17 protein-coding genes are annotated in these 17,788 nt (G+C 70.4%); 16 read left to right on the top strand and 1 reads right to left on the bottom strand.

Annotated elements, in window-relative coordinates:
• Positions 1-68 precede the first annotated feature (68 nt).
• Genes CP978_RS07020 through nusB form a run of 3 tightly spaced genes read left to right on the top strand, consistent with a single transcriptional unit; the run spans position 69 to position 2,223 of the window.
• Complete coding sequence (locus CP978_RS07020; protein ID WP_043438508.1) at positions 69-1,175, top strand: aminopeptidase P family protein; 1,107 nt, start codon at positions 69-71, stop codon at positions 1,173-1,175.
• 44 nt (positions 1,176-1,219) lie between these two features.
• Positions 1,220-1,786 carry an elongation factor P gene (gene efp / locus CP978_RS07015; RefSeq protein WP_043438506.1) on the top strand — a complete coding sequence of 189 codons (567 nt, stop codon included), beginning with the start codon at positions 1,220-1,222 and terminating at the stop codon, positions 1,784-1,786.
• Between the two features lie 2 nt (positions 1,787-1,788).
• Positions 1,789-2,223, top strand: coding sequence for a transcription antitermination factor NusB (nusB, locus tag CP978_RS07010; protein ID WP_043438504.1), 435 nt, complete (start codon positions 1,789-1,791; stop codon positions 2,221-2,223).
• Between the two features lie 173 nt (positions 2,224-2,396).
• Here nusB and bldD read toward each other — a convergent pair whose 3' ends face one another.
• The gene (gene bldD / locus CP978_RS07005) at positions 2,397-2,897 is read right to left on the bottom strand and encodes a transcriptional regulator BldD (RefSeq protein WP_043438502.1); all 501 of its coding nucleotides are present in this window, start codon (positions 2,895-2,897) and stop codon (positions 2,397-2,399) included.
• A 265-nt stretch (positions 2,898-3,162) separates the two neighbouring features.
• On the opposite strand from bldD, the gene pyrR reads away from it, so the two are divergent.
• The 13 genes from pyrR to metK all read left to right on the top strand — a co-directional run bounded on the left by pyrR (position 3,163) and on the right by metK (position 17,644).
• The gene (gene pyrR / locus CP978_RS07000; protein WP_043438501.1) at positions 3,163-3,735 is read left to right on the top strand and encodes a bifunctional pyr operon transcriptional regulator/uracil phosphoribosyltransferase PyrR; all 573 of its coding nucleotides are present in this window, start codon (positions 3,163-3,165) and stop codon (positions 3,733-3,735) included.
• Between the two features lie 102 nt (positions 3,736-3,837).
• Positions 3,838-4,869 (top strand): aspartate carbamoyltransferase catalytic subunit, encoded by a 1,032-nt coding sequence (locus CP978_RS06995; RefSeq protein WP_043438499.1) that lies wholly within the window; start codon positions 3,838-3,840, stop codon positions 4,867-4,869.
• A gap of 6 nt (positions 4,870-4,875) precedes the next feature.
• Entirely contained in the window at positions 4,876-6,162 is a 1,287-nt protein-coding gene (locus tag CP978_RS06990; RefSeq protein ID WP_043438496.1) for a dihydroorotase, read from the top strand.
• Positions 6,159-6,728, top strand: a complete 570-nt coding sequence (locus CP978_RS06985) for a PH-like domain-containing protein (protein WP_043438493.1) — start codon at positions 6,159-6,161, stop codon at positions 6,726-6,728. Before CP978_RS06990 ends, CP978_RS06985 begins: the two co-directional genes overlap by 4 nt.
• Positions 6,725-7,882, top strand: coding sequence for a glutamine-hydrolyzing carbamoyl-phosphate synthase small subunit (gene carA / locus CP978_RS06980; RefSeq protein ID WP_043438492.1), 1,158 nt, complete (start codon positions 6,725-6,727; stop codon positions 7,880-7,882). The genes CP978_RS06985 and carA overlap by 4 nt, the downstream gene beginning before the upstream one ends.
• Entirely contained in the window at positions 7,875-11,183 is a 3,309-nt protein-coding gene (gene carB / locus CP978_RS06975; RefSeq protein WP_043438489.1) for a carbamoyl-phosphate synthase large subunit, read from the top strand. The genes carA and carB overlap by 8 nt, the downstream gene beginning before the upstream one ends.
• A gap of 102 nt (positions 11,184-11,285) precedes the next feature.
• Positions 11,286-12,392, top strand: a complete 1,107-nt coding sequence (locus CP978_RS06970; RefSeq protein WP_043438488.1) for a quinone-dependent dihydroorotate dehydrogenase — start codon at positions 11,286-11,288, stop codon at positions 12,390-12,392.
• Positions 12,389-13,300 carry an orotidine-5'-phosphate decarboxylase gene (gene pyrF, locus CP978_RS06965; protein WP_052454050.1) on the top strand — a complete coding sequence of 304 codons (912 nt, stop codon included), beginning with the start codon at positions 12,389-12,391 and terminating at the stop codon, positions 13,298-13,300. The genes CP978_RS06970 and pyrF overlap by 4 nt, the downstream gene beginning before the upstream one ends.
• A gap of 256 nt (positions 13,301-13,556) precedes the next feature.
• Positions 13,557-13,880, top strand: a complete 324-nt coding sequence (locus tag CP978_RS06960) for an integration host factor (RefSeq protein ID WP_043438486.1) — start codon at positions 13,557-13,559, stop codon at positions 13,878-13,880.
• 37 nt (positions 13,881-13,917) lie between these two features.
• Complete coding sequence (gene gmk, locus CP978_RS06955; RefSeq protein ID WP_052454049.1) at positions 13,918-14,511, top strand: guanylate kinase; 594 nt, start codon at positions 13,918-13,920, stop codon at positions 14,509-14,511.
• A 67-nt stretch (positions 14,512-14,578) separates the two neighbouring features.
• Positions 14,579-14,851: a DNA-directed RNA polymerase subunit omega gene (gene rpoZ / locus CP978_RS06950; protein ID WP_005319902.1), complete on the top strand. Its 273-nt coding sequence runs from the start codon at positions 14,579-14,581 to the stop codon at positions 14,849-14,851.
• 142 nt (positions 14,852-14,993) lie between these two features.
• The gene (gene coaBC / locus CP978_RS06945) at positions 14,994-16,196 is read left to right on the top strand and encodes a bifunctional phosphopantothenoylcysteine decarboxylase/phosphopantothenate--cysteine ligase CoaBC (protein ID WP_043438481.1); all 1,203 of its coding nucleotides are present in this window, start codon (positions 14,994-14,996) and stop codon (positions 16,194-16,196) included.
• A 239-nt stretch (positions 16,197-16,435) separates the two neighbouring features.
• Complete coding sequence (metK, locus tag CP978_RS06940; RefSeq protein WP_043438480.1) at positions 16,436-17,644, top strand: methionine adenosyltransferase; 1,209 nt, start codon at positions 16,436-16,438, stop codon at positions 17,642-17,644.
• Positions 17,645-17,788 lie beyond the last annotated feature (144 nt).

Here is a 17,788-nt window from a genome sequence, read left to right as displayed (position 1 = left end):
CCGGGCGCCCGCCGCCCGTCCGGACCTCTGAAACGGCGACATCGGGCCGACCCTCGTAGGCTCGGGTCATGTCAGAGGTGTACGCGGCCCGCCGGGAGCGGCTGAGGGAACGCTGCAGCGCGGGCGGCGGCGCGGCGGCGCTGATCTCGCGCCCCGCCAACGTGCGCTATCTCGCGGGCGCCGCGCCCCAGGGCGCGGTGCTGCTGCTGGGCCTCGGCGAGGACGTGCTGCTGTGCGCCGGGCCCCCCGAGGACCAGCTCGCCGACGGGCGGCCCGACGAGGGACTGCGGGTGCACGCGCTGCCCGCGCCCGCCGGTGACACCGCCGTCGCCGCGGCGGATCTGGCCGCCGCCCAGGGCGCCGAGTCGCTGGCCGTCGAGGAGCACCACCTCACCGTCGCCCGGCACCGCGCCCTCAGGTCCGTCGCCCCCCGGCTGAGGCTCGGCGACCTCGGCAACGCGGTCGAGCAGCTCCGGCTCGTCAAGGACGAGGAGGAGATCGCCCTGCTGCGGATCGGGGCGGAGATCGTCGACCAGGCCCTCAGTGAGCTGCTCGAGTCCATCCTGGTGGGCCGCACCGAGCGCCATCTCGCCCTGGAGCTGGAGCGCCGCCTGGTCGACCACGGCGCCGACGGACCCGCCTTCCCCACCTCCGTGGCCACCGGGCCCAACGCCGGCCGCCGCGGTCACCGGCCCACCGACCGGAGAGTGGAAGAGGGAGATTTTCTCTCCGTCTGCCTCGGGGCCGCCTACCGCGGCTACCGCTGCGAGATCGGTCGTACGTTCGTCATCGGCACCTCGCCCGCCGACTGGCAGATCGAGCTCTATGACCTCGTCTTCGCCGCTCAGCGCGCCGGACGACAGGCCCTGACCCCCGGCGCCGCCTACCGTGACGTGGACCGCGCGGCGCGTCAGGTACTGGATTCAGCCGGGTACGGCGGGGCCCTTCCGCCGCTCACCGGGCACGGCGTGGGGCTGGAAAACGACGAGGACCCGCAGTTGGCCCCCTCGGCCATGGGTAAACTGGACGCTTGCGTGCCGGTCACCGTCGAACCGGGGGTCCACCTCCCCGGCCGGGGTGGTGTCCGGATCGATGACACGCTCGTCGTGCGCCCCGAGGCGGACGGCGGACCCGAGCTACTCACCATCACGACCAAGGAGCTGCTCGCGCTGTAGCGCGTGCCCCGGGGTCGTACGTCTGTCCAGGAGATTCCGCAACCGTGGCTTCCACGAACGACCTCAAGAACGGCATGGTGCTCAAGCTCGAAGGCGGCCAGCTCTGGTCCGTCGTCGAGTTCCAGCACGTCAAGCCCGGCAAGGGCCCGGCCTTCGTGCGCACCAAGCTCAAGAACGTGCTCTCCGGGAAGACCGTCGACAAGACGTTCAACGCCGGCGTCAAGGTCGAGACGGCCACCGTCGACAAGCGCGACATGCAGTTCTCCTACATGGACGGCGAGTACTTCGTCTTCATGGACATGGAGACCTACGACCAGCTGCACATCGACCGCAAGGCCGTCGGTGACGCCGCCAACTTCCTGATCGAGGGCTTCGAGGCCACCGTCGCCCAGCACGAGGGCTCGGTGCTCTTCGTCGAGCTCCCGGCCGCGGTCGAGCTGACCATCGCCGAGACCGAGCCGGGCGTCCAGGGCGACCGCTCCACCGGCGGCACCAAGCCCGCCACGCTGGAGACCGGCCACCAGATCCAGGTCCCGCTCTTCATCACCACCGGTGAGAAGATCAAGGTCGACACCCGCACCAGCGACTACCTCGGCCGGGTGAACAGCTAACCGTGGCCGCCCGTAACACGGCCCGTAAGCGCGCCTTCCAGATTCTCTTCGAGGGGGACCAGCGCGGGGCGGACGTCCTGACGGTCCTCGCGGACTGGATCACGCTCTCCCGGACCGACCCCCGGCAGCCGCCGGTGAGCGAGTACACGATGCAGCTGGTCGAGGGCTATGCGGAGCACATCCGGCGCATCGACGAGCTGATCGCGCAGTACGCGGTCGGCTGGACGCTCGACCGGATGCCGGTCGTCGACCGCAACATCCTGCGGCTGGGCGCCTATGAGCTGATCTGGGTCGACGCGACCCCGGACGCCGTGGTGCTCGACGAGATGGTGCAGCTCGCCAAGGAGTTCTCCACGGACGAGTCACCCGCGTTCGTCAATGGCCTGCTCGGCCGGCTGAAGGAGCTCAAGCCGTCCCTGCGCCGCGAAGAGGCCTGAGACACACGGGAAACGCCTCAGGGGCCCACAGCACGAGTGCTGCGGGCCCCTGAGGCGTTCTCGGCCGTGGTGTCGCCCCGTACGGCGGCGGGTCCTCACAACGCCGCCGGGGTGACCCGAACCGATGAGTTCGGGTCACCCCGGCGGCACGTTTCTGCTGGGGACGGGGGTGGTCAGCTCTCCTCGTGGGAGACCGCGCGGCGCGCGTCCGCGTCCAGGACACCCCAGCTGATCAGCTGCTCGGTCAGGACGGAGGGCGACTGGTCGTAGATGACCGCGAGCGTGCGCAGGTCGTCCTGGCGGATCGACAGGACCTTGCCGTTGTAGTCACCACGCTGCGACTGGATGGTCGCCGCGTAGCGCTGGAGCGGGCCCGCCTTCTCGGCCGGCACGCCCGCCAGGCGCTCCAGGTCGAGGACGAGCTTCGGCGGCGGCTCGGCGGCTCCACCGGGGGTGGTGCCGGGCAGCAGCTCCTGTACCGGAACCCCGTAGAAATCCGCCAGCTCGGCAAGGCGCTGCACGGTGACGGCGCGGTCTCCACGCTCGTACGAACCGACCACGACCGCCTTCCAGCGTCCCTGGGACTTCTCCTCCACACCGTGGAGGGAAAGGCCCTGCTGGGTGCGGATCGCCCGGAGCTTGGCCCCGAGCTGTTTGGCGTATTCGCTGGACATATAGCTCCCCGGACACGGTGTCGACGTGCGGCTCGGCCGCGCGGCTGGTGACTCACTGTGAGGTTACGCAGCGTGACTCTGCCCCGTCAAGCCGAACGGTCCGGACCGACCCTTCCGTGATCGACGGCCTCCGACGGGGCCGGACGGGTGAGACATGACGCCGGGGGGATGACAGCGCGCCGTCGGCGGGCTGGTAGCGTGTATGGCGCAATGACGACGTCCTTTAAGGTCCGTCCCGTGAGGCGGAGAAGGAGGTCCGTTTCTTATGGACACGCAGCATTCCGATGCTCGGGCCGTCCTCGAAGGCCCCGACATCGCGCGGGTGTTGACCCGCATCGCCCACGAGATCGTCGAGCGCGCCAAGGGCGCCGGCGACGTGGTGCTCCTCGGCATCCCCACCCGAGGCGTCTTCCTCGCCCGGCGGCTCGCCGCCAAGCTCGAGCAGATCACCGGTCGCACCGTCCCGGTCGGCTCCCTCGACATCACCATGTACCGCGACGATCTGCGCATGCGGCCCCCGCGTGCGCTGGCCCGCACCGAGATCCCCGGTGAGGGCATCGACGGCCGCCTGGTCGTCCTCGTCGACGATGTGCTCTTCTCCGGCCGCACCATCCGCGCCGCCCTCGACGCCCTGAACGACATCGGGCGTCCCCGCGCGGTCCAGCTCGCGGTCCTGGTCGACCGCGGCCACCGCGAGCTCCCGATCCGCGCCGACTACGTCGGCAAGAACCTCCCCACGTCGCTGCGGGAGACGGTCAAGGTCCAGCTCGCCGAGGAGGACGGTCGCGACACCGTGCTGCTCGGTGTGCAGCCGGCCGTCCCGGGCGCACAGCGATAGCACCGCGGCGTACGTCATCGGCGTACGCCCCGTGAGTGCGCCCCTTCGCGGGCCCGCCTGCCCGAAAACTCCTCATATGAACTGCCTTACGGAGCCTGAAAGATGCATCGTCATCTCATCTCGGCCGCCGACCTCACCCGCGACGACGCCGTCCTGATCCTCGACACCGCCGAGGAGATGGCCCGGGTCGCCGACCGGCCGATCAAGAAGCTGCCGACCCTGCGCGGCCGCACCGTCGTCAATCTCTTCTTCGAGGACTCCACCCGCACCCGGATCTCCTTCGAGGCCGCCGAGAAGCGCCTGTCCGCGGACGTGATCAACTTCTCCGCCAAGGGATCCAGCGTGTCCAAGGGCGAGTCCCTCAAGGACACCGCCCAGACCCTGGAGGCCATGGGCGTCGACGCCGTCGTCATCCGGCACGGCGCCTCCGGCGCCCCCTACCGTCTGGCCACCTCCGGCTGGATCGACGCCGTCGTCATCAACGCCGGAGACGGCACCCACCAGCACCCCACCCAGGCGCTGCTCGACGCCTTCACCATGCGCCGCCGACTGATCGGACCGGACGCGGGCATAGGCCACGACCTGGCCGGCCGGCGCATCACTCTCGTCGGCGACGTGCTGCACAGCAGGGTCGCCCGCTCCAACGTCGATCTGCTGCACACCCTGGGCGCCGAGGTCACCCTGGTCGCCCCGCCCACCCTGCTGCCGGTAGGCGTCGGAACCTGGCCCTGCGAGGTCTCCTACGACCTCGACTCCGTGCTCCCCAAGTCCGACGCGGTGATGATGCTGCGCGTCCAGCGTGAACGCATGAACGCCGCCTTCTTCCCGACCGAGCGCGAGTACGCGCGGCGCTACGGCCTCGACTCCGACCGGATGGCCCGGATGCCCGAGCACGCCATCGTCATGCACCCAGGACCGATGGTCCGCGGCATGGAGATCACCGCCGAGGTCGCCGACTCCGACCGCTGCACCGTCGTCGAACAGGTGGCAAACGGCGTCTCCACCCGGATGGCGGTGCTCTATCTGCTGCTCGGCGGCAACGAGCCGGCCGTCACCCACAGCCGCACCCCCGCCGCCCACCCCCACCCTTCCGAACGCCTCACGGCGACGCCGTCCACGGACGAGGAGAAGTAGATCCAGATGAGCAAGACCCTGATCCGTGGTGCGAACGTGCTCGGCGGCGAACCGCTGGACGTCCTGATCGACGGCGAGACCGTCGAGGCCGTCGGCACGGACCTCGACGCCGAGGGCGCCGAGGTCGTGGAGGCCGGGGGAAAGGTCCTGCTGCCGGGCCTCGTCGATCTCCACACCCATCTGCGCGAACCCGGCCGTGAGGACTCCGAGACCGTACTGACCGGCACCCGGGCCGCCGCGAGCGGCGGCTACACGGCCGTGTTCGCCATGGCCAACACCTTCCCGGTCGCCGACACCGCCGGCGTCGTCGAGCAGGTCTGGCGGCTGGGCCGGGAGCACGGCTACTGCGACGTACAGCCCATCGGCGCGGTCACCGTCGGCCTGGAGGGCAGGAAGCTCGCCGAACTGGGTGCCATGCACGAGTCCGCCGCGGGCGTCACCGTCTTCTCCGACGACGGCAAGTGTGTCGACGACGCGGTGATCATGCGCCGGGCGCTGGAGTATGTGAAGGCCTTCGGCGGTGTGGTCGCCCAGCACGCGCAGGAGCCGCGGCTCACCGAGGGCGCCCAGATGAACGAGGGCGTCGTCTCCGCCGAGCTGGGCCTCGGCGGCTGGCCCGCCGTCGCCGAGGAGTCGATCATCGCGCGGGACGTGCTGCTCGCCGAGCACGTCGGCTCCCGGGTCCACATCTGCCATCTGTCCACCGCCGGGTCCGTGGAGATCGTGCGCTGGGCGAAGTCCCGCGGCATCGACGTCACCGCCGAGGTCACCCCGCACCACCTCCTGCTCACCGACGAACTGGTGCGCAGCTACAACCCGGTCTACAAGGTCAACCCGCCGCTGCGCACCGAGCGCGATGTGCTGGCCCTGCGCGAGGCGCTCGCCGACGGCACGATCGACATCGTCGCCACCGACCACGCCCCCCACCCGCACGAGGACAAGGACTGCGAGTGGGCCGCGGCCGCCATGGGCATGGTCGGCCTGGAGACCGCGCTGTCGGTGGTCCAGGAGACGATGGTCGACACCGGACTGCTCGACTGGGCGGGTGTCGCCGACCGGATGTCCGCCGCTCCCGCCAGGATCGGCCGGGCCGCCGGACACGGACGACCCGTCTCGGCAGGCGAGCCCGCGAACCTCACCCTGGTCGACACGGCATACCGTGGGCCCGTGGACCCCGCGGGCTTCGCCTCGCGCAGCCGCAACACTCCGTACGAGGGCCGTGAGCTGCCGGGCCGTGTGACGCACACGTGGCTCCGGGGCAAGGCCACGCTCATCGACGGGAAGCTCGCGTGACATCTCTCTACCTGTTGGCCGCCGAGAAGAAATCGGCGGAAGTGACCGACTGGGCCGCCCGCATCGGCTGGCTCGTGGGTCTCGCCCTGTTCATCGCGCTGATCTACTGGCTGATGCGCGAGGGCTGGAAGTGGCGGGCCACCCTCCAGGGCGATCTGCCGGAGCTGCCCGCCTCGCCCGCGGAACCCGGCGCGCCGAGACTCACGATGAGCGGCCGCTACCACGGCTCCACCACCGCCGGGCAGTGGCTGGACCGCATCGTCGCCCAGGGTCTGGGCACCCGCAGCCGGGTGGAGCTGACCCTGACCGACGCCGGCCTGGACGTCGTACGCCCCGGCGCGCGGGACTTCTTCGTCCCGGCGGCGCAGCTGCGCGAGGCCCGGCTCGACAAGGGCATCGCGGGCAAGGTCCTCACCGAGGGCGGACTGCTGGTCGTGACCTGGGCGCACGGCGACAGACTGATCGACTCCGGCTTCCGCTCCGACCACGCGGCCGAGCACAACGACTGGGTCGACACCCTGAACCAGATGATCGACAAGATCGACGAGACGGAAGGCGCACGATGACGACCTCCAGCCAGGGAACCGCCTCGGGGAGGCACCAGGCGGCTCCCGCCGTACTCGTCCTGGAGGACGGCCGGATCTTCCGGGGCCGTGCCTACGGGGCCGCGGGGGTGACCTTCGGCGAGGCCGTCTTCTCCACCGGCATGACCGGCTACCAGGAGACCCTCACCGACCCGTCGTACCACCGTCAGGTGGTGGTGATGACCGCCCCGCACGTGGGGAACACCGGGGTCAACGACGAGGACCCGGAGTCCGGGCGGATCTGGGTGGCCGGCTATGTGGTCCGCGACCCCGCGCGGGTGCCCTCCAACTGGCGGTCCCGGCGCTCCCTGGACGAGGAGCTGCGCCGGCAGGGCGTCGTCGGCATCTGCGGTATCGACACCCGGGCGCTCACCCGTCATCTGCGCGAGCGCGGCGCCATGCGGGTCGGCATCTTCTCCGGCAACGCGCTGCCCGACGAGGGCACCATGCTGACGGAGGTGCGCCAGGCCCCCGAGATGGCGGGTGCGGACCTGGCCGCCGAGGTCGCCACCACCGAGTCCTATGTCGTCCCCGCGATCGGCGAGAAGAGGTTCACCGTCGCCGCCGTCGACCTCGGTATCAAGGGCATGACCCCGCACCGGATGGCCGAGCGCGGCATCGAGGTGCATGTGCTGCCCGCGACGGCGACCGTCGAGGACGTCTATGCCGTGGCCCCGGACGGAGTGTTCTTCTCCAACGGCCCCGGCGACCCCGCCACCGCCGACCACCCCGTCTCCGTGATGCGGGCCGTCCTGGAGCGCGGGACGCCCCTGTTCGGCATCTGCTTCGGCAACCAGATCCTCGGCCGCGCGCTCGGCTTCGGCACCTACAAGCTGAAGTACGGCCACCGGGGCATCAACCAGCCGGTGCAGGACCGTACGACCGGAAAGGTCGAGGTCACCGCGCACAACCACGGCTTCGCCGTCGACGCCCCGCTCGACCGGGTGTCCGACACCCCCTACGGCCGCGCCGAGGTCTCCCATGTCTGTCTCAACGACGACGTGGTGGAGGGCCTCCAGCTGCTCGACCGGCCGGCCTTCAGCGTCCAGTACCACCCCGAAGCGGCGGCGGGCCCGCATGACGCCGCCTATCTGTTCGACCGCTTCGTCTCTCTGATGGAGGGCCAGCGTGCCTAAGCGCACCGATATCCAGTCCGTCCTGGTCATCGGCTCCGGCCCGATCGTCATCGGTCAGGCCGCCGAGTTCGACTACTCCGGCACCCAGGCGTGCCGGGTCCTGAAGGCCGAGGGTCTCCGGGTGATCCTGGTCAACTCCAACCCGGCGACGATCATGACCGATCCGGAGATCGCCGACGCGACCTATGTCGAGCCGATCACCCCGGAGTTCGTCGAGAAGATCATCGCCAAGGAGCGGCCCGACACGCTGCTGCCCACCCTGGGCGGTCAGACGGCCCTCAACACCGCGATCTCCCTGCACGAGAACGGTGTGCTGGCCAAGTACGGCGTCGAACTGATCGGCGCCAACGTCGAGGCGATCCACAAGGGCGAGGACCGCGATCTGTTCAAGGAGGTCGTGGAGGCCGTCCGGCAGAAGACCGGGCACGGCGAGTCCGCCCGCTCCGTGATCTGCCACTCCATGGACGAGGTGCTGGCCGGAGTGGAGCGGCTCGGCGGCTACCCGGTCGTGGTCCGCCCCTCCTTCACCATGGGCGGCGCCGGCTCCGGCTTCGCGCACGACGAGGAGGAACTGCGCCGCATCGCCGGACAGGGCCTCACCCTCTCGCCGACCACCGAGGTGCTCCTGGAGGAGTCCATCCTCGGCTGGAAGGAGTACGAGCTGGAGCTGATGCGCGACAAGCACGACAATGTCGTGGTCGTCTGCTCCATCGAGAACTTCGACCCGATGGGCGTGCACACCGGTGACTCGATCACCGTCGCCCCGGCGATGACCCTCACCGACCGCGAGTACCAGATCCTGCGGGACATCGGCATCGCCGTGATCCGCGAGGTCGGCGTCGACACCGGCGGCTGCAACATCCAGTTCGCGGTCGACCCCGAGGACGGCCGGGTCATCGTCATCGAGATGAACCCCCGGGTGTCGCGTTCCTCCGCGCTCGCCTCCAAGGCGACCGGCTTCCCGATCGCCAAGATCGCGGCCAAGCTCGCCGTCGGCTACACCCTCGACGAGATCCCCAACGACATCACCCGGGAGACTCCGGCCTCCTTCGAGCCGACCCTCGACTATGTGGTCGTCAAGGCCCCGCGCTTCGCCTTCGAGAAGTTCCCGAGCGCCGACAGCGGGCTGACCACCACCATGAAGTCGGTCGGCGAGGCCATGGCCATCGGCCGCAACTTCACCGAGGCCCTCCAGAAGGCGCTGCGCTCCCTGGAGAAGAAGGGCAGCCGCTTCACCTTCACGGGTGAACCTGGTGACAAGGACCAGCTGCTGCGTGAGGCCGTCCGCCCGACGGACGGCCGGATCAACACCGTGATGCGGGCCATCCGCGCCGGTGCCACCCAGGAAGAGGTCTTCGAGTCCACCAGGATCGACCCCTGGTTCGTCGACCAGCTCTTCCTGATCAAGGAGATCGCCGACGAGCTCGCCGAGGCACCGGAGCTGACCCCCGGCCTGCTGGCCGAGGCCAAGCGGCACGGGTTCTCCGACCAGCAGATCGGCGAGATCCGCGGACTGCGTGAGGACGTCGTCCGCGAGCTGCGGCACGCCCTGCACATCCGGCCGGTCTACAAGACGGTCGACACCTGCGCCGCCGAGTTCTCCGCACAGACCCCGTACTTCTACTCCTCCTACGACGAGGAGAGCGAGGTCGCGCCCCGCGAGAAGCCCGCGGTGATCATCCTGGGCTCCGGGCCCAACCGCATCGGCCAGGGCATCGAGTTCGACTACTCCTGTGTCCACGCCTCCTTCGCGCTCAGCGACGCCGGGTACGAGACCGTGATGGTCAACTGCAACCCGGAGACGGTGTCCACCGACTACGACACCTCCGACCGCCTCTACTTCGAGCCGCTGACGCTGGAGGACGTGCTGGAGATCGTGCACGCCGAACAGCAGGCGGGACCGGTCGCCGGGGTGATCGTGCAGCTGGGCGGCCAGACCCCGCTGGGCCTGGCGCAGGCGCTCAAGGACAACGGTGTGCCGATCGTGGGCACCCCGCCCGAGGCGATCCACGCCGCCGAGGACCGCGGCGCGTTCGGCCGGGTGCTCGCCGAGGCCGGTCTCCCGGCCCCCAAGCACGGCACCGCCACCACCTTCGCCGAGGCCAAGGCCATCGCGGACGAGATCGGCTACCCGGTCCTGGTCCGGCCGTCCTACGTCCTGGGCGGACGCGGCATGGAGATCGTCTACGACGAGGCCCGGCTGTCCTCGTACATCGCCGAGTCCACCGAGATCGGCCCCTCGCGGCCGGTGCTGGTCGACCGGTTCCTCGACGACGCGATCGAGATCGACGTGGACGCCCTCTACGACGGCGAGGAGCTCTACCTCGGCGGCGTCATGGAGCACATCGAGGAGGCCGGCATCCACTCCGGCGACTCGGCCTGCGCCCTGCCCCCGATCACCCTGGGCGGCTTCGACATCAAGCGGCTGCGCGCCTCCACCGAGGCCATCGCCAAGGGCGTCGGGGTCCGCGGACTGATCAACATCCAGTTCGCCATGGCCGGCGACATCCTCTACGTCCTCGAAGCCAACCCGCGCGCCTCCCGCACCGTCCCCTTCACCTCCAAGGCGACCGCGGTACCGCTGGCCAAGGCCGCCGCCCGGATCTCGCTCGGCGCCACCGTCGCCCGGCTCCGGCAGGAGGGGCTGCTGCCCGCGCGGGGCGACGGCGGCGAGCTGCCGCTGGACGCGCCGATCTCGGTCAAGGAGGCCGTGCTGCCGTGGTCGCGGTTCCGTGACATCCACGGCCGGGGCGTCGACACGGTCCTCGGCCCGGAGATGCGCTCCACCGGAGAGGTCATGGGCATCGACTCCGTCTTCGGCACCGCCTACGCCAAGTCGCAGGCGGGGGCCTACGGGCCGCTGCCGACCAAGGGCCGCGCCTTCATCTCGGTCGCCAACCGCGACAAGCGCTCCATGATCTTCCCGGCGCGTGAGCTGGTCGCCCACGGCTTCGAGCTGTTCGCCACCTCCGGCACCGCCGAGGTCCTCAAGCGCAACGGCATCAACGCCACGGTGGTGCGCAAGCAGTCCGAGGGCACCGGACCGAACGGCGAGCGGACCATCGTCCAGCTCATCCACGACGGCGAGATCGACCTCATCGTCAACACGCCCTACGGCACCGGCGGACGCCTCGACGGCTACGAGATCCGCACCGCGGCGGTGGCGCGCTCCGTGCCCTGCCTGACCACCGTCCAGGCGCTCGCCGCCGCCGTCCAGGGCATCGACGCCCTGCACCACGGCGATGTGGGCGTCCGTTCGCTCCAGGAACACGCGGAACATCTGACCGCGGCCCGCGACTAGCAGCCCCGAGGGGGACATCGGAAACGGTGTCCCCCTCGTCATGAGGGACCCCTCGGCCGGGCCGGTAGGACGGCTCCCTCAGGCTTCCGGAGGACACCACCCATGTACATGTACTTCTTCCGCCTCGTTTTCCGGCACATGGACCCGGAACGGGCCCACCACCTCGCCTTCGGCTGGATCCGTCGCGCCGCGCGCGTCCCGGTGCTGCGCACCTTCCTCGCGGCCGCGCTCGCGCCCCGCCACAAGGAACTGCGCACCGAGGCCTTCGGACTGCGGATGCACGGCCCCTTCGGGCTCGCGGCCGGCTTCGACAAGAACGCCCTGGCGATCGACGGGATGGCGATGCTCGGCTTCGACCATGTCGAGATCGGCACGGTCACCGGGGAGCCTCAGCCGGGCAATCCCGGGAAGCGGCTGTTCCGCCTGGTCCCGGACCGGGCGCTGATCAACCGGATGGGCTTCAACAACGAGGGCTCGCTGGCCGTCGCCGCGCGCCTGGCCTCCCGCACACCGGTCTTCAGGACCGTGGTGGGCGTCAACATCGGCAAGACCAAGGTCGTCCCGGAGGCGGAGGCCGTCGGGGACTATGTGAAGTCCACCGAGCGGCTCGCCCCGTACGCCGACTATCTGGTGGTCAACGTCTCCTCCCCGAACACCCCCGGCCTGCGCAATCTGCAGGCCACCGAGGCGCTGCGCCCGCTGCTGACCGCCGTCCGGGAGGCAGCCGACCGCACGGTCACCGGGCGGCGCGTCCCGCTCCTGGTGAAGATCGCCCCGGACCTCGCCGACGAGGACGTCGACGCGGTCGCGGACCTCGCCGTGGAGCTGGGCCTGGACGGGATCATCGCCACCAACACCACCATCGCCCGGGAGGGACTCGGCCTGGCCTCCGACCCCTCCCTGGTGAAGGAGACCGGGGGACTGTCGGGCGCCCCGCTCAAGGCGCGCTCCCTCGAGGTGCTGCGCCGCCTCTACGCACGCGTGGGCGACCGCATCACCCTGGTGGGCGTCGGCGGCATCGAGGACGCCGAGGACGCCTGGCAGCGCATCCTGGCGGGCGCCACCCTGGTCCAGGGCTACAGCGCCTTCATCTACCGGGGACCCTTCTGGAGCCGCGCCCTCCACAAGGGACTGGTGGCACGTCTGCGCACCAGCCCCTACGCCACCCTCGCCGACGCGGTCGGCGCCGATGTGAGGAAGCCCGCATGAACTCCCACCCCACCTCCGTGACACCTTTCGGTGCGCGCCTGCGCCGGGCCATGGACGAGCGCGGCCCGTTGTGCGTCGGCATCGACCCGCATGCCGCGCTGCTCGCCGAGTGGGGCCTGAACGACGACATCGCGGGCCTGGAGCGGTTCAGCCGCACGGTCGTGGCGGCGCTGGCCGAGCGGGTCGCCGTCCTCAAGCCGCAGAGCGCGTTCTTCGAGCGTTTCGGGTCGCGCGGGGTCGCCGTCCTGGAGAAGACGGTCGAGGAGGCCCGGGCCGCCGGGGCGCTGGTGGTCATGGACGCCAAGCGCGGCGACATCGGCTCGACCATGGCCGCCTACGCCGAGTCCTTCCTGAGGAAGGACGCCCCGCTCTTCTCCGACGCCCTCACGGTCTCGCCCTACCTCGGCTTCGGCGCTCTCGCACCGGCCGTCGAGCTGGCCCGGGAGAGCGGCGCCGGGCTGTTCGTGCTGGCGCTGACCTCCAACCCGGAGGGCGCCGAGATCCAGCACGCCGTGCGGCCCGACGGACGCACCGTGGGGGCGACGATCCTCGCGCACCTCGCCACCGAGAACGCGGGCCAGGAACCCCTGGGTTCCTTCGGCGCGGTCGTCGGCGCCACCCTGGGCGATCTGTCGTCCTACGACCTCGATGTCAACGGCCCCCTGCTCGCGCCCGGCATCGGTGCCCAGGGAGCGACTCCGGCCGATCTGCCCGCCGTCTTCGGGGCGGCGGTGCGCAATGTGGTGCCCAGCGTGAGCCGGGGCGTGCTGCGCCACGGTCCCGACGTCATCACGCTCCGTGACGCCGCGGAACGCTTCGCGGAGGAGATCCGGGCCGCCGTGGCGTCCGGCCGGGACCGCCACGAGGATCGCACAGCTGCGCCCGGAGGTGCCTCCGGGGCCTCCTGAGCCCGCATCCACGCGCAAATCCGGTGCATTATGTCCGAAAGGTCTGGCTCAACAGAGGCTGACCAGGACTTTTCCTCCGTTCTCGCTGACTCAGGCCCGCTCGCCCGCTAGTCTCCGACGAGTGGGACACCCCCCACGCCCTCAGGGCAGTGGGGGGAGAACGGGCAAGCGTGTTGCTCGTGGCTCCCCAGGTGTGGGGCGACTAGGTTCCTCACCGGTCCGTATCCGACAGTTCGACATCCGAGGTGACGTAGGCGTGGCTCTTCCGCCCCTTACCCCTGAACAGCGCGCAGCCGCGCTCGAAAAGGCCGCCGCGGCTCGCCGGGAGCGGGCCGAGGTCAAGAATCGACTCAAGCACTCCGGCGCCTCCCTGCACGAGGTCATCAAGCAGGGCCAGGAGAACGACGTCATCGGCAAGATGAAGGTCTCCGCCCTCCTCGAATCCCTCCCGGGCGTGGGCAAGGTCCGCGCCAAGCAGATCATGGAGCGACTCGGCATCTCCGAGAGCCGCCGTGTCCGAGGGCTCGGCTCCAACCAGATCGCCTCCCTGGAGCGGGAGTTCGGCGGCGCCCCCAGCTGAGTCCGGGGCACTCCGGGTTTGCTGGAATAATCGCTGCATGGCAGCAACACCCCGGGGGACGACCCCCGTACCCCCGGACGCACGTCCGCGGCTGACCGTGCTCTCCGGCCCCTCCGGGGTCGGCAAGAGCACGGTCGTCGCCCATATGCGCAAGGAACACCCCGAGGTCTGGCTCTCGGTGTCGGCGACGACCCGCAAGCCGCGCCCCGGCGAGCGGCACGGAGTCCACTACTTCTTCGTCACCGACGACGAGATGGACAAGCTGATCGCCAACGGTGAGCTGCTGGAGTGGGCCGAGTTCGCCGGCAACCGCTACGGCACGCCCCGGGCCGCCGTGCTGGAGCACCTCGAGGCCGGAGTTCCGGTCCTGCTGGAGATCGACCTCCAGGGTGCCCGGCAGGTCCGTGCGTCCATGCCCGAGGCGCAGCTGGTGTTTCTGGCGCCTCCCTCCTGGGAGGAGCTGGTGCGCAGGCTCACCGGGCGGGGCACCGAGTCGCCCGAGGTCATCGACCGCCGTCTGGAGGCGGCCAAGACCGAGCTGGCGGCCGAGCCCGAGTTCGACGAGACCCTGGTCAACACCTCGGTCGAGGATGTGGCGCGCGAGCTGCTAGCCTTGATGAACGTTGTGTGATCAGGTTTGGGTGATCATGTCTGATCGATCCCCGTCCGATCAATCCCCGACTTTCGGAAGGTAGAGCGTGTCCTCTTCCATCACCGCGCCCGAGGGCATCATCAACCCGCCGATCGATGAGCTCCTCGAAGCCACCGACTCGAAGTACAGCCTCGTGATCTACGCGGCCAAGCGGGCCCGCCAGATCAACGCGTACTACTCGCAGCTCGGCGAGGGCCTCCTTGAGTACGTCGGTCCGCTCGTCGACACCCATGTCCACGAGAAGCCGCTCTCGATCGCCCTGCGCGAGATCAACGCCGGCCTGCTGACCTCCGAGGCCATCGAGGGCCCGGCGCAGTAAGCGGCAGCGCAGAAGTTTTTCCACGGGCCCGACAGGGGGCACCTCCCGGCGGTGGCCGGGGGAGCGACTGTCGGGCCCGTGGTGTGTCATAGACGCGTACCCCGAGCCGGGGGCGGACGCGGATCGAGTGTGGGGAGGCCCGGTGGGCAAGCCGAAGGTCGTTCTGGGGGTCAGTGGCGGGATCGCCGCCTACAAGGCGTGCGAGCTGCTGCGCCGGCTGACCGAGTCCGGACATGAGGTCCGCGTCGTGCCGACCGACTCCGCACTGCACTTCGTGGGCGCCGCCACCTGGTCCGCCCTCTCCGGCAACCCGGTCTCCACCCAGGTCTGGGACGACGTCCACGAGGTCCCGCACGTCCGCATCGGACAGCACGCCGACCTGGTGGTCGTGGCCCCCGCCACCGCCGACCTGCTCGCCAAGGCCGCCCACGGCCTCGCCGACGACCTGCTCACCAACACACTCCTCACCGCCCGCTGTCCCGTCGTCTTCGCCCCGGCGATGCACACCGAGATGTGGGAACACCCCGCCACCCGGGAGAACGTGGCGACGCTGCGCCGGCGCGGTGCCCTCGTCATCGAACCCGCCGTCGGACGACTGACCGGAGTGGACACCGGAAAGGGCCGGCTGCCCGACCCGGCCGAGATCTTCGAGGTCTGCCGCCGGGTGCTCGCCCGGGGCGTGACGGAGCCGGACCTCGCGGGCCGCCATCTCGTGGTCAGCGCCGGCGGCACCCGGGAACCCCTCGACCCCGTCCGGTTCCTCGGCAACCGCTCCTCCGGCAAGCAGGGCTACGCCCTCGCCCGCACCGCCGCGGCCCGGGGCGCCCGGGTCACCCTGATCGCCGCCAACACGACCCTGCCCGATCCGGCCGGGGTCGATGTCGTACCGGTGGGGACCGCGGTCCAGCTGCGCGAGGCGGTGCTGAAGGCCGCCGCGGACGCGGACGCCGTGGTGATGGCGGCGGCCGTGGCCGACTTCCGCCCCGCGGCCTATGCGCCGGGGAAGATCAAGAAGAAGGACGGCCAGGACCCCGAGCCCATCGCCCTGATCAGGAATCCGGACATTCTCGCGGAGATCTCCGCCGACCGCGCCCGTCCGGGCCAGGTGATCGTCGGCTTCGCCGCGGAGACGGACCAGGTCCTGGCCAACGGCCGGACCAAACTGGAACGCAAGGGCTGTGACCTGCTCGTGGTGAACGAGGTGGGGGAGCGCAAGACCTTCGGCTCCGAGGAGAACGAGGCGGTCGTCCTGGGCGCCGACGGCAGCGAGACCCCGGTGCCCCACGGTCCCAAGGAGGCACTGGCCGAAATCGTGTGGGATCTTGTGGCCCGCCGTCTGGCCTGAAAGCTCCCCTCGTCGGCGTACCGTCCCACGGCTCGGACATTCGCGCGTGGCGACCCTGGAAAGAGCGCACCGCTTTGGGCAGAATGCCCGTGCCGCAGGTCACAGCGCTCCCGAGAGGCGAGACACGTGGGCCGGTGGCCGAGTGCGACCGATAAACTGTTCTCCGGACGACCCCGGGCGCAGCCCCCGTCCCGTCCGCCAATGATCAGCCAGCAGCCGCTGCAACCCCAGGGAGCGTTGTGTCCCGTCGCCTGTTCACCTCGGAGTCCGTGACCGAAGGTCACCCCGACAAGATCGCTGACCAGATCAGCGACACCATTCTCGATGCGCTTCTGCGTGAGGACCCGACCTCCCGGGTCGCCGTGGAGACGCTGATCACCACCGGCCTGGTGCATGTGGCCGGCGAGGTCACCACCAAGGCCTACGCGGACATCGCCACGCTGGTGCGCAACAAGATCCTCGAGATCGGTTACGACTCCTCCAAGAAGGGCTTCGACGGCGCCTCCTGCGGTGTCTCGGTGTCGATCGGTTCCCAGTCCCCGGACATCGCCCAGGGTGTGGACACGGCGTACGAGACGCGTGTCGAGGGCGACGACGACGAGCTGGACCGGCAGGGCGCCGGTGACCAGGGCCTGATGTTCGGTTATGCGACGGACGAGACGCCGACCCTGATGCCGCTGCCGATCTTCCTGGCCCACCGGCTGTCCAAGCGGCTGTCGGACGTCCGCAAGAACGGCACGATCCCCTATCTTCGCCCGGACGGAAAGACCCAGGTCACCATCGAGTACGACGGCGACAAGGCGGCCCGTCTCGACACGGTGGTGGTCTCCTCGCAGCACGCCAGCGACATCGACCTGGAGTCCCTGCTGGCCCCCGACATCCGCGAGTTCGTGGTGGAGCCGGAGCTGAGGGCGCTGCTGGACGACGGCATCAAGCTGGAGACCGACGGCTACCGGCTGCTGGTCAACCCGACCGGCCGTTTCGAGATCGGCGGCCCGATGGGTGACGCGGGTCTGACCGGTCGGAAGATCATCATCGACACCTACGGCGGTATGGCCCGGCACGGCGGCGGCGCCTTCTCCGGCAAGGACCCGTCCAAGGTGGACCGCAGCGCCGCCTACGCGATGCGCTGGGTGGCCAAGAACGTGGTCGCCGCGGGACTGGCCGCCCGCTGCGAGGTCCAGGTCGCCTACGCCATCGGCAAGGCCGAGCCGGTGGGCCTGTTCGTGGAGACCTTCGGCACGGCCAAGGTGGACGCCGAGAAGATCGAGCACGCGATCGCCGAGGTCTTCGACCTCCGCCCGGCCGCGATCATCCGCGACCTCGACCTGCTGCGCCCGATCTACTCCCAGACCGCCGCGTACGGCCACTTCGGCCGTGAGCTCCCCGACTTCACCTGGGAGCGCACCGACCGGGTGGACGCGCTGCGCAAGGCAGTGGGGCTGTAGCAGCCCCTCGCGCGGGGAGCTCCTCCTCGCGTGTGCCTACCGGCTTGTGCCATGAGGCCCGGTGTCCCGGCAGGGGCGCCGGGCCTCGGCCTGTTCCACGACCGACCCGGGGCCCGGCCCGTGACGGGCTTCTGACGGCGTCCG

This window comes from Streptomyces nodosus (assembly GCF_008704995.1).
GTDB classification, from domain to species: domain Bacteria; phylum Actinomycetota; class Actinomycetes; order Streptomycetales; family Streptomycetaceae; genus Streptomyces; species Streptomyces nodosus.
Note: the sequence above shows the minus strand (reverse complement) of the source record. Positions and strands in the feature narration are given on the sequence as shown.